Source organism: Actinoplanes sp. NPDC049802, assembly GCF_040656595.1.
Taxonomy (GTDB): Bacteria; Actinomycetota; Actinomycetes; order Mycobacteriales; family Micromonosporaceae; genus Actinoplanes.
Genome location: NZ_JBFAMR010000058.1, coordinates 43,409 through 56,507 on the forward strand (window position 1 = coordinate 43,409; position 13,099 = coordinate 56,507).

Annotated in this window: 8 protein-coding genes; all 8 read left to right on the forward strand. The window is 71.6% G+C overall.

Annotated features, from left to right (window positions below):
* Positions 1 to 4: 4 nt before the first annotated feature.
* The 8 genes from AB0I88_RS30575 (at position 5) to AB0I88_RS30610 (ending at position 12,994) form a co-directional block, all read left to right on the forward strand.
* Entirely contained in the window at positions 5 to 892 is an 888-nt protein-coding gene (locus AB0I88_RS30575; RefSeq protein WP_361032322.1) for a sugar ABC transporter permease, read from the forward strand.
* Between the two features lie 3 nt (positions 893 to 895).
* Entirely contained in the window at positions 896 to 1,732 is an 837-nt protein-coding gene (locus AB0I88_RS30580) for a carbohydrate ABC transporter permease (protein ID WP_361032325.1), read from the forward strand.
* A gap of 38 nt (positions 1,733 to 1,770) precedes the next feature.
* On the forward strand, positions 1,771 to 3,738 hold the full coding sequence (locus tag AB0I88_RS30585) for a right-handed parallel beta-helix repeat-containing protein (RefSeq protein ID WP_361032328.1): 1,968 nt from the start codon (positions 1,771 to 1,773) through the stop codon (positions 3,736 to 3,738).
* Between the two features lie 184 nt (positions 3,739 to 3,922).
* On the forward strand, positions 3,923 to 4,951 hold the full coding sequence (locus AB0I88_RS30590) for a cellulase family glycosylhydrolase (protein ID WP_361032330.1): 1,029 nt from the start codon (positions 3,923 to 3,925) through the stop codon (positions 4,949 to 4,951).
* Positions 4,952 to 5,000: 49 nt separating this feature from the next.
* Entirely contained in the window at positions 5,001 to 5,468 is a 468-nt protein-coding gene (locus AB0I88_RS30595) for a peroxiredoxin (protein WP_361032333.1), read from the forward strand.
* 158 nt (positions 5,469 to 5,626) lie between these two features.
* Positions 5,627 to 9,538: a Pls/PosA family non-ribosomal peptide synthetase gene (locus AB0I88_RS30600; RefSeq protein WP_361032336.1), complete on the forward strand. Its 3,912-nt coding sequence runs from the start codon at positions 5,627 to 5,629 to the stop codon at positions 9,536 to 9,538.
* Positions 9,535 to 10,878: a M1 family metallopeptidase gene (locus AB0I88_RS30605; RefSeq protein ID WP_361032339.1), complete on the forward strand. Its 1,344-nt coding sequence runs from the start codon at positions 9,535 to 9,537 to the stop codon at positions 10,876 to 10,878. The genes AB0I88_RS30600 and AB0I88_RS30605 overlap by 4 nt, the downstream gene beginning before the upstream one ends.
* Positions 10,879 to 11,155: 277 nt before the next feature.
* Entirely contained in the window at positions 11,156 to 12,994 is a 1,839-nt protein-coding gene (locus tag AB0I88_RS30610) for a rhamnogalacturonan lyase (RefSeq protein ID WP_361032342.1), read from the forward strand.
* Positions 12,995 to 13,099 lie beyond the last annotated feature (105 nt).

A 13,099-nucleotide genomic window follows, 5' to 3' on the forward strand; every position in this document is an offset into this window, starting at 1 on the left:
GGCCATGCGCCTGGAGATCGCCGCGCTGTCCGGGCCCGCGATCCTGATGTTCCTGGGCTTCGTCATCTTCCCCGTGCTGATGGCCGCCTACTACGGCTTCTACCGATGGAAGGGGTTCGGGCCGCCGACCGACTTCGTCGGCTTCGACAACTACGTCACCATCCTGCAGGACACCGCCTTCCACGAGGCGCTGTGGCACAACGGCCAGATCGTCGTGCTGTCGCTGGTCCTCCAGGGCCCGATCGCGATCGGCCTCGCCCTGCTGCTCAACCGCAAGATGCGCGGCCAGTCGCTGATCCGGGTGCTGATCTTCGTGCCGTACGTGATCGCCGAGGTCATCGTCGGCACCGCCTGGAGCCTGCTGCTGCAGACCAACGGCGCGGTCAACGACGTCCTGCGGTCGATCGGCCTGGACTGGCTGGCCGCCGACTGGCTGGCGAACCCGTCGATCGCCATCTGGACCCTGATGCTCATCCTGACCTGGAAGTACATCGGGTTCGCGGTGATCCTGTTCCTGGCCGGCATGCAGAACATCCCGGAGGAACTGGCCGAGGCGGCAGCCGTGGACGGCGCGTCCTACTGGCAGACCCAGCGGCGGATCACCCTGCCGCTGCTCGGGCCGACCATCCGGATCTGGGCCTTCCTGTCGATCATCGGCGCGCTCCAGCTCTTCGACCTGGTCTACATCATCTGGGGCCAGTACGTCGCCTCGACCGCCGGCACCTCGACCATGGCGACGTACATGGTCACCGAGGGCCGCAACGCGGGCAACTACGGGTACGGCAACGCGGTGGCGGTCGTGCTGTTCGTCATCTCAATGATCATCGCGCTCGTCTACCAGCGGTTCGTCCTGCGCCGGGACACCCAGGGCGCGCTCACCGGAGGACGGTAGGACATGGCCCGCACCACCGACACCCGGCACAAGAACAATCCGACCATCTACCTCGCCGTGCTGTTGCTGATCGGCCTGATGCTCGGACCGGTCCTCTACATCATCATCGGCGGCTTCCGGACCAACGCCCAGATCACCGCCGACCCGGCCGCGATGCCCGACCCGTGGGTGCCCGGCAACTACGCCGACATCCTGGCCAGCTCCTCGTTCTGGCGCCAGGTCGGCAACTCGACGGTCGCGGCCCTCGCCACCACCGCCGGTGTCCTCGTGCTCGGCGTGATGGCCAGCTACGTCCTGGCCCGGTACGACTTCCGGGGACGCGGGGCGATGTACGCCCTGTTCGCCGCGGGCCTCATGTTCCCGGCGACGGTCGCCATCACGCCGCTCTACATCCTGGTGAAGAACCTGGGCCTGGTGAACACGCTGCCCGGCGTCATCCTCCCGCAGATCGCCTTCGGGCTGCCCACCACGATCATCATCCTGGTGCCGTTCCTGCAGGCCATCCCCAAGGAGATCGAGGAGGCCGCCGCCATCGACCAGTGCAGCCGGCTCGGCTTCTTCTGGCGGATGGTGCTCCCGCTCTCGGTGCCCGGCCTGATCACCACCGGCATCCTCGCGTTCATCGGCAGCTGGAACAGCTACCTGCTACCGCTGTTCATCCTGAACGATCAGGAGGGCTTCACCCTTCCGCTGGGTGTGCAGGCGTTCGCGTCGGAGTATTCGGTGGACACCGCGAAGGTGCTCGCGTTCACCTCGCTGTCGATGATTCCCGCGCTGGTGTTCTTCAGCCTGTTCGAGCGCCGCATCGTCGGCGGTCTCACCGGCGCGGTCAAGGGATGAGCGGGCCTCAGCACGTGACGACAGAAAGGCAGAACGACATGACATCGCTGCTGCATGTGGCGACCACCGGATCCGACGACGCCGACGGCTCCGCGCAACGGCCGTTCCGGACGATCAACCGCGCCGCGGCGCTCGCACGGCCCGGGGACACCGTGATCGTGCACGCCGGCGAGTACCGGGAGTGGGTGACACCCCGCCGGGGCGGCCTGAGCGACAGCCGCCGCATCACCTACCAGGCCGCCGAAGGAGAGCACGTCGTCATCAAGGGCTCCGAGCGGATCACCGGGTGGGAGCCGGACGGTGGGACCGTGTGGAAGGCGACCGTGCCCAACTCGCTCTTCGGCGACTTCAACCCGTACGCCGAGGAGGTCGCCGGCGACTGGGTCGTCTACGCCGAGAAGGCGCCCCGCAAGCACCTCGGCGACGTCTACCTCAACGGGATCAGCTTCTACGAGGCCGGCTCGCGCGCCGAGGTGTCCTCACCCGAGAAGCGGACCGAGGTCGTCGACAACTGGACCGGCGTCACCGACCGCGTCCGCGACCCCGAGCAGACGATGCTGGTCTGGTACGCGGAGGTCGGCGCCGAGGAGACCACCATCTGGGCCAACTTCCAGGGCGCCGACCCCAACACCGAACTCGCCGAGATCAACGTACGGCGGTCGGTGTTCTACCCGCTCGTCCCGCACCTCGACTACATCACCGTGCGCGGCTTCGAACTCGCCCAGGCGGCCACCCCCTGGACGCCGCCGACCGCCGACCAGCCCGGCCTCATCGGCCCGAACTGGGCCAAGGGCTGGATCATCGAGGACAACCACATCCACGACGCCAAGTGCTCGGCGATCTCCCTCGGCAAGGAGGCGTCGACCGGGCACAACTACGCCAGCGAGCGCGGTGACAAGCCCGGCTACCAGTACCAGCTGGAGTCGGTCTTCACGGCCCGGCAGATCGGATGGGACAAGGAGCACATCGGGTCGCACGTGGTGCGCCGCAACCACATCCACGACTGCGGGCAGAACGGCATCGTCGGCCACCTCGGTTGCGTCTTCTCCACCATCGAGGACAACCACATCCACCACATCGCGCTCAAACGCGAGTTCTACGGGTACGAGATCGGCGGCATCAAGCTGCACGCCGCCATCGACGTCGAGATCCGGCACAACCGCATCCACGACTGCTCGCTCGGCACCTGGCTCGACTGGCAGACCCAGGGCACCCGGGTCTCCCGCAACGTCTACCACGACAACAACCGGGACCTGTTCATCGAGGTCAGCCACGGGCCGTACCTGGTCGAGCACAACATCCTCGCCTCGCCGGCCGCGCTCGAACTGTGGAGTCAGGGCGGGGCGTTCGTCAACAACCTGCTCTGCGGCACCGTACGGCTGGAACCGGTGATGGACCGGGCCACCCCGTACCACCGGCCGCACAGCACCCAGGTGGCCGGCTACGCGTTCATCGTCGGCGGCGACGACCGGTGGATCGGCAACGTCTTCGCCGGGGGCGACCCCACGACGGCGTACGGCTCCAAGCCGGAGGGTGAGGCCGAGGTGTTCGCGGGAACCGTGGGCTACGACGGCTACCCGGCGTCGTTCCAGGAGTACCTGCGGCGCATCGACGAGCAGCCGCCCGGCGACCACCAGCGCTTCCTCAACGTGAAGCAGGCCGTGTACGCCCGCGGCAACGTCTACGCCGCCGGCGCCCGCCCGTTCGCCGGCGAGCAGAACCCGGTGCTCCTCGACCGCGCGTCCGTCTCGGTCGTCGCGGAGAACGGTGAGGTCCACCTGGTGACCGACCTGCCGGACACCGTCGGCGGCGCCGCTCTCGCCCCGGTCGGCGGCCGCGACCTGGAACGGGTCCGGTTCGCCGACGCCGAGTTCGAGGAGCGCGACGGCAGCCCGGCCGTCATCGACACCGACCTGACCGGCGTCCGCAAGGAGCCCGGTCGCGAGTACCCGGCCGGCCCGCTCGCCGGGCTCACCGGGGGAAGCGGTCGCGTACGCGTCTGGTGACGTCTCCGCAGGGCGCGCCGCCTCATCAGGCGGCGCGCCCTGCCGCCGATGTTCGATCGTGAACGGTATTGAGTGCCCTTGCTCGGTTCGTGGACAGGGGTCGGCATTCCGAACATATTTCAGATGCGGCTCGACGAAGGCCGGCCGCCCGGGTTGCCGCCATCCCCCGATGATTGGACACGCCATGACACCGTTGCGCCGGCTCCTGACCCCCCTGCTGGTGACCGCCCTGACCGCCCTGACCGCCCTGGGCGCGGTAGCCGCCGGCTCGTCGCCGGCCGCCGCCGCCACCAACCAGTTCCGCGGCATGAACTGGGCCGTACTGGGCGACAACTTCAGCACCGGCCCGCTGGTCGTGCAGGGCCTCAGCCCGTCGGACAGCAACGCGACGGTCCGGGCCAAGGCCAACGCGCTCTACGACGACATGGCCGCCATCGGCGTCAACACCGTCCGCCTGCCGATCAACACGCACACCGTCGGCACCGCCTGGTGGGACGCCTACCGGGGCGCCGTCGACGCGGCCACCGCCCGCGGCTTCAAGGTCATCCTCGCCTACTGGGAGGACGGCGCCGCCTCCGGCGGCCGGATCACCAACCTCGCCGCCTGGAACACCATGTGGTCCCGGGTGACCTACCAGTACGGCGCGAACACCAACGTGTACTTCGAGCCGATGAACGAGCCGCACGGCTACACCTCGGCGGAGTGGCGCAACGTGGCGGCCGGCTGGATGAGCTACCACTACTCGGCGGTGCCCGCCCGGACGCTCATCGGCGGCATCGGCTACAGCCAGGACCTGCGCGACGTCTGCAACGACAGCCGGTTCAGCGGCACGCTGCTCTCCTTCCACCACTACGCCTTCTTCTACAGCGCGATGACGTACGACGCCTTCCGCGGCCACATCCAGACCCGTCTCGGCAACTGCGCCTCCCGGGCCGTGGTGACCGAGTTCGGTGCGCCGATGTCGACCGGGCTCAACTACGCCGACGCGAACAGCACCGACAACTTCGTCCGCCACATCCGCGCCGTCACCCAGGTCATGCGGGACAACCGGATGGGCGGAACCTACTGGCCGGCGGTCGGCGGCAAGCCCACCGGAACGTCCGGCTTCGACTACTACTCGATGTTCGCCATGACCGGCAGCGGCACGAACCTCGACCTGACGGTCCGCAACAACTCCGGCCGGGACCGGATCCGGTACGGCTGGGGCCTCTGACACGCTGGTGGACGGGGGCGGGACCGCCCCCGTCCGTACACTCGACCGGGTGACTATCGGCAAGGGTGACATCGCGCCCGATTTCGAACTGCCCGACCAGGACGGCACACCACGCCGGCTGACCGATCTCCTCGCGGACGGGCCCGTCGTCCTCTTCTTCTACCCCGGCGCCATGACCCCGGGCTGCACCGCCGAAGCCTGCCACTTCCGGGACCTGGCGGCCGAGTTCCGTGCCGCCGGCGTGCAGCGAGTGGGCATCAGCAAGGACCCGGTCGAGAAGCAGAAGCTCTTCGCCGAGACCTACACCTTCGATTACCCGCTGCTGTCCGACCCCGACTCGGCGACGATCGCCGCATATGGGGTGAAGCGCAAACTCGCGCTCGGCCCGCTCAGCACCAAGCGGATGACCTTCGTGATCGGTTCCGACCAGCGGATCCTCGAGGTCATCCACAGCGAGCTGGACATGAACCAGCACGCCGCGGAGGCGCTCAGCGTGGCGGCCGCCGCCAAGTCCTGACCGCCATTACGGAGAGTGGTCACCTGTGTGTCGGTGGCCACCTCTTCGGGTAATCCAGCGCCGATTCCCGTATTCGTCTCGTAACTTCGAAGGCTGCCGCCGACGGCTCAGTGACGTGCGCCCGGCGACGATGAACCCGAAGTGGGACGGAGCGCCCGGTGACCGTGACGACTGACCAGCGACTGATCGAGCTTCCCGAGCTCGGTCTCGCCCCGGCGGCCCCGGAGGCCCCGGCGGTGTTCCGCTCCCCGTCGGCCCCGGTCCGCCGCACCCTGCTCGACATCCTGGACGCCACCGTCGAGGCGCACGCGGACGCCCTCGCCATCGACACCGGCGCCGGCGCCGGCGCCGCGAGACTGACCTACCGCGAGCTGGCCGCCGAGGTCGAGACACTGCGGGCGACGCTGTCCGGGCACGGGATCGGCGCCGGCGACCGGGTCGGCGTACGGATCTCCTCCGGCACGGCGGAGCTCTACCTGGCGATCCTCGGCGTGCTGGCGGCCGGCGCGGCCTACGTGCCGGTGGACGCCGACGACCCCGACGAGCGCGCCGAGCTGGTCTTCGCCGAGGCGGGCGTCTGCGCCGTCCTGGGCGACGGCCTGGCCCTGACCCCGCGCGGCGCCCCCACCGGGCGGCCCGGACGGCCGGACCCGGCCGACGACGCCTGGATCATCTTCACCTCCGGATCCACCGGCACCCCGAAAGGCGTGGCGGTCCCGCACGGCGCGGCCGCCGCGTTCGTCGACGCCGAGGCCCAGCTGTTCCTCACCGGTGACGGCGCCACGCCGCTCGGCCCGGCCGACCGTGTCCTGGCCGGCCTGTCGGTGGCCTTCGACGCCTCCTGCGAGGAGATGTGGCTCGCCTGGCGGCACGGCGCCTGCCTGGTCCCCGCCGCACGGTCGCTGGTGCGCAGCGGCGTCGACCTGGGCCCCTGGCTGGCCGGGCAGCGGATCACCGTGGTGTCCACGGTGCCGACGCTCGCCGCCCTCTGGCCGGCCGGCGCGCTCTCCGACGTCCGGCTGCTGATCTTCGGCGGCGAGGCGTGCCCGCCCGAGCTGGCCGAACGGCTGGCGGTCGACGGCCGCGAGGTGTGGAACACGTACGGCCCGACCGAGGCGACCGTGGTGGCCTGCGCCGCCCGGCTGACCGGCGAGGGACCGGTGCGGATCGGGCTGCCGCTGGCCGGCTGGGAGCTGGCCGTCGTCGACCCGGCCGGTGAACCGGTCGGCATGGGCGAGACCGGCGAGCTGGTCATCGGGGGAGTGGGCCTGGCCCGCTACCTCGACGCCGCCAAGGACGCCGAGAAGTTCGCGCCGCTGCCCGCCCTGGACTGGGCCCGGGCGTACCGCAGCGGCGACATCGTGCGCGCCGAGCCGGACGGGCTGCTGTTCCTGGGCCGCGGCGACGAACAGGTCAAACTCGGTGGCCGCCGCATCGAGCTGGGCGAGGTGGACGCCGCGTTGCAGGCGCTGCCCGGGGTGGCCGGCGCGGCGGCGGCGGTGCGGCGGACCGCCACCGGCAACCAGCTCCTGGTGGGCTACCTGGCGCCGCAGGACGCCGCCGGCTTCGACCTCGCGGCCGCCTCCCGGCGGATCCGCCGGCAGCTGCCGGCCGCGCTCGTCCCGCTGCTGGCCGTGGTGGAGGAGCTGCCCACCCGTACGTCGGGCAAGATCGACCGGGCGGCGCTGCCCTGGCCGCTGCCGGTCACCGGCCCGCCTTCGGCCGGGGAGCTGACCGAGGCGGAGCAGTGGCTCGCCGACGGCTGGGAGCGGATCCTCGGGGTCCGGCCCGGCGAGGCGGGCGCCGACTTCTTCAGCAACGGCGGCAGCAGCCTCAACGCGGCGCAACTGGTGGCGTGGATCCGCCAGACGTACCCGCGGGTGTCGGTGGCCGACGTCTACCAGAACCCGCGCCTCGCGGACATGGCGGCGCTGCTCGGCGGGCTCGGCGCGGAGACGGCGGTCCGCCGTGAGGTGCGGCCCACGCCCCGGCGGACCGGGTTCCTCCAGGCTCTGCTCATGCTGCCGATGCTGATGCTGGTCGGGCTCCGCTGGCTCACCGTCCTCGCCGCCCTCGGCAAGATCGTGACGCTCGGGCCGGCCGTCTCCTGGTGGTGGATCGCGGCCGCCTGGGCCGTGCTGTTCAGCCCGCCCGGCCGGATCGCCCTGGCCGCGGCCGCCGCCCGGCTGCTGCTGCGCGGCGTCGGCCCGGGTACGTACCCGCGAGGCGGCGGTGTCCACCTGCGACTGTGGGCGGCCGAACGGTTCGCCGAGCTGACCGGCGCCACCGGGGTGGCCGGCGCCGGCTGGATGATCACCTATGCGAAGGCGCTCGGCGCGCGGCTCGGCCGGGACGTCGACCTGCACTCCGCCCCGCCGGTCACCGGCCTGCTCAAACTCGGCCGCGGCGCGGCGGTCGAGCCGGAGGTCGACCTCTCCGGCTACTGGGTCGACGGCGACGTGGTCCGCATCGGCACGGTCCGGATCGGCGCGGGCGCCCGGGTCGGCTCCCGCAGCACGCTCATGCCGGGGGCACGGGTCGGCCGGGGCGCGAAGATCTCCGCCGGGTCGACCGTGACCGGCCCGGTCCCGGCCGGCCAGCGCTGGGGCGGCTCGCCCGCGGCGCCGGTGGCCCGCAAGGACGCGACGGACTGGCCGCAGCAACGCCCGCAGCGGTCCCGGCTGGGCGGCCCGTTCTGGGTGGCGGCTTACAGCGTGACCGCGCAGCTGCTCGGCCTGCTCCCGGTGGTGGCGGCGCTGCCCGCGCTCGCCCTGCTCGGCTGGGCGTTCACCGGCGGCTCCGTGGCGATCGCGGTCGTGGCCGCGCCGGTCGCCTACCTGACCGCCTACGCCCTGCTCGTGCTGATCGCCGTGCGTCTGCTCAGCATCGGGCTGCGGGCCGGCTTCCACCCGGTCCGCGGTCGCGTGGCCTGGCAGGTGTGGGCCACCGAGCGGCTCATGGGGATGGCCCGGGTGGCGCTGTTCCCGATCTACTCCAGCCTGTTCACCCCGGTGTGGCTGCGGCTGCTCGGGGCGCGGGTGGGCCGCGGCGCGGAGATCTCCACGGTGCTCGCGGTCCCGGCCATGACGACCGTCGAGGACGGGGCGTTCCTGGCCGACGACACGATGGTGGCCACCTACGAACTCAGCCACGGCTGGCTGCGCGTCGCGCCGGCCCGCATCGGCAAGCAGGCGTTCCTCGGCAACTCCGGGATGGCGGCGCCGGGCCGGTCGGTTCCCAAGCGCGGACTCGTCGGGGTGCTCTCGTCGGCGCCGCGCAAGGCGAAGAAGGGCTCGTCCTGGCTGGGCGCACCGCCGATGCCGCTGCGCCGCGTCGTCGGGGAGGCCGACACCGGCCGCACGTTCGACCCGCCGCGGCGGCTGAAACTGGCCCGCGCCGCGATCGAGCTGTGCCGCGTCCTGCCGGTGATCGCCGCCGGCGCCCTGTCCGTCGCCGTGCTCGCCGTGCTGGCGCTGATCTGGGAGAGCGCCGGCGGCGGGGTGGCCGCGCTCGCCGCCGGGCCGGTGCTGTTCGCCGCCGCGATCGTCGCCGCGCTCACCGCGTCCGCCGCGAAGTGGCTGCTTGTCGGCCGGTTCCGGGCCGGTGAGCGGGCGCTGTGGACGTCGTTCGTGTGGCGCAACGAGCTGGCCGACACCTTCGTCGAGGTGCTCGCCGCGCCGTGGCTGTTCCGTCTCGCCACCGGCACGCCGCTGCTGGCCCTGTGGTTGCGGACGCTCGGCGCGCGGATCGGCCGGGGCGTGTGGCTGGAGACGCTCTGGCTGCCGGAGTACGACCTGGTGCGTCTCGGCGCCGGCGCGACCGTCAACCGGGGGTGCGTTGTGCAGACCCACCTGTTCCATGATCGGATCATGAGCATGGATGAGGTCACCCTCGGCGCGGGCGCCACCCTCGGCCCACACGGGATCGTGCTGCCCGGCGCCGGCATCGGCGCGCGTACCACCGTCGGCCCCGGCTCGCTGGTCACCCGCGGTGACGCCGTGCCCGCCGACACCCGCTGGCTCGGCAACCCGATCGCGACCTGGCCGGTGACGGCCCCGCGCCGGGCATGACCCCACCGGCCGGCCCGATCGCCGCCTCGCCGGGGGCCGACCGCTCGGCCGACCCGTACCTGCCGCAGCACGGCAACGGCGGCTACCGGGTGCTGCACTACGAGCTCGACCTCGACTACCGGGTGGTGTCGAACCGGCTGGCAGGGAGGGCGATCGTCACGGCGCGGGCGGTCCAGGCGCTGTCCCGGTTCAGCCTCGACCTGGCCGGCCTCCGGGTGCAGAGCGTCCGGGTCGACGAGCGGCCGGCCCGTTTCGAACACCGGTCGGGAAAGCTCCGGATCAAACCCGAGCGGCCGGTCGGCTACGGCACCACCTTCAAGATCGATATTCGGTACGGGGGGAAGCCCTCACCGGTGTCCGGCCGGTGGGGCGACATCGGCTGGGACGAGCTGACCGACGGCGTTCTCGTGGCGAGCCAGCCGAACGGGGCGCCGTCCTGGTTCCCGTGCAACGACCGGCCCGACGACAAGGCCACCTACCTGGTCCGGCTCACCGCCGCGTCGCCCTACACGGTGCTGGTCACCGGGGACCTCGTCGCCCGGCGGCGCGGCGCCGGCACCACCACCTGGGTGTACGAGCGGAACGAGCCCACCTCGCCGTACCTGATGAGCGTCCAGATCGGGCGCTACGAGCTGGTGGACCTGGCCGTCGGCGGGGTGACCCAGCGGGCCGCCGTCACGCCCCGGGTGCGCGGCCCCTTCCAGCACGACTTCGCCCGGCACGGCCAGATCATGACGGTCCTCGCCCGGCTGTTCGGCCCCTACCCGTTCCGGGAGTACGTCGTGGTCGTCACCGACGACGAACTCGACGACCCGATCGAGGCGCAGGGCATGGCCGTCTTCGGGCGCAACCACGTCGACGGGCGGCGCACCCACGAGCGGCTGGCCGTCCACGAACTGGCCCACCAGTGGTTCGGCAACAGTCTCACGGTCGCCGACTGGCGGCAGATCTGGCTCAACGAGGGCTTCGCCACGTACGCCGAATGGTTGTGGTCGGCCGCTTCCGGCGGCGTGCCGGCGGATGTGCACGCGACCCGGTGGCACGCCTGGGCCGCGGCCCAGCCGCCGGCCGTGACCGTCGCCGACCCCGGCGTGGACCGGATGTTCGACCCGCTCGTCTACAAGCGCGGCGCGCTGACCCTGCACGCGCTGCGGGCCCGGCTCGGCGAGCCGGCGTTCTTCGCGCTGCTGCGCACGTGGGTGGCCGAGCACCGGCACCGCACCGTGACGACCGCCCAGTTCCGGGAACACGCCGCCCGGTACTCGGCCGACTCCCTCGACGACCTGTTCACCGCCTGGCTGGACCGCCCGGCGCTGCCGCCGCTGCCGCACGTCCTCTGACCCGGGTCCGGGCGACCCACTCCGGCCGGCTGGTCAGGGCTGTCTCGACGGGCGTGAGACAGCCCTGGCCAGCTGAACAAGACCGGCCGGCCGGTGGGCCGCGACCCCGCCATCTCATCGATCAGTATCGACGCCTTGACACTTTCTTTGAATCGTTAACATACTCAGGGATCTGGCCGCACCGTCGCGGCAGTGAGCCACCCCGAGGCTCGTTTCAACCGTGCTTTCCCCGAGCGCGGTCCGTGTGTCCCCGTTCCTGCACACGTTGGGAATCCCCATGAGTAGACGAAGAATCCTCCCGGCCGCCGCGCTGGCGGCCACCACCGTGCTGCTGCTCGGCGGCGCCACCGTGGCCGCCACCTCCGCGGCCGCCGAGGAGAGCCGGGCCGCGCCGTCCGCCCGTACCACCGAAGATCTTGATCGTGGTCTGATCGGTCTGCGGACCGCGCGGGGCAACTTCCTGTCGTGGCGGCTGCTCGCGTCGGATCCGCCGGGGGTGGCGTTCAACGTCTACCGCGGATCGGTCAAGGTCAACGCCGCGCCGATCGCGAAGGGCACGAACTTCACCGACGCCGGCGCGCCGGCGGGCGCCTCCTACACCGTGCGGCCGGTCGTCGACGGCGTGGAGGCCGTCACCCTGGCCGCCGAGGAGCCCAGTGCCGGGCTGCTGGCGGCCTACCAGGACGTGCCGATCCAGATCCCGCCCGGCGGCACCACACCGGACGGGGTGGCCTACACCTATGCGGCGAACGACGCGTCGGTCGGCGACCTCGACGGCGACGGGCAGTACGAGATCGTCCTCAAGTGGGACCCGTCGAACGCCAAGGACAACTCGCAGTCCGGCTACACCGGCAACGTCTTCATCGACGCCTACAAGCTCAACGGCACCCGGCTGTGGCGCATCGACCTGGGCCGCAACATCCGGGCCGGTGCGCACTACACCCAGTTCCAGGTGTTCGACTACGACGGCGACGGCCGGGCCGAGGTGGCCATGAAGACCGCCGACGGTACGCGCGACGGCGCCGGAGTGGTGATCGGCAGCTCGACCGCCGACCACCGCAACTCCTCCGGATACATCCTGTCCGGTCCCGAGTTCCTGACCGTCTTCAACGGGCAGACCGGCCGTGCGATGGCGACCGCCGCTTACGTGCCCGGCCGGGGGACCGTCTCGTCGTGGGGTGACTCCTACGGCAACCGGGTCGACCGGTTCCTGGCCGGTACGGCGTACCTCAACGGGTCGTATCCGAGCATCATCATGGCCCGCGGCTACTACACCCGCAGCGTGATCGCCGCCTGGGACTTCCGCAACGGGACGCTCACCCGCAAGTGGACCTTCGACAGCAACTCCTCCACCAACGGCTCGGCCTGGGCCGGGCAGGGCAACCACCAACTGTCGGTCGCCGACGTGGACGCCGACGGCCGCGACGAGATCATGTACGGCGCGATGGTGGTCGACGACAACGGCGCCGGTCTGTGGACGTCGGGCCGGGGACACGGCGACGCGTACCACGTCAGTGACCTGATCCCCGGCCGTTCCGGTCAGGAGGTCTTCAAGGTCTCCGAGGACGGTTCCAAGCCGGCCATGTGGATGGCGGACGCGCGTACCGGATCGCTGATCTGGTCGGCGCCGGCCTGCGGCTGCGACAACGGCCGCGGCGTCTCGGCCGACGTCTGGGCGGGCAGCCCCGGCGCGGAGTCGTGGTCGTCGGCCGTCGACGGGCTGCGCAACACCGGCGGCGCGAACATCGGCCGCAAACCGTCGTCGGCGAACTTCGTGATCTGGTGGGACGGCGACGCTCAGCGGGAGCTGCTCGACCAGACCCGGATCGACAAGTACGGCACCGGCGGCGACACCCGGCTGCTGACCGCCGGCGGCGTGCACTCGAACAACGGCACCAAGGCCACCCCGTCGCTGCAGGCCGACATCCTCGGTGACTGGCGTGAGGAGGTCATCTGGCCGACGACGAACAACACCGCGCTGCGGATCTACTCGACCACCGATCCGACCGGCATCTCGCGGCCGTCGCTGATGCAGGACCGTCAGTACCGGACGGCGGTGGCCTGGCAGAACACCGCCTACAACCAGCCGCCGCACCCGAGCTTCGCGATCGGCTGAGTGGCGTCGCGCGTTGACCAGCCGCTCGTAGAGGACCGCCATGCCGGGGACGGCGGCGCGGGCGTGCTCGTCGAGGACGAACGTGTTCCACGCGGCGAGCAGGGG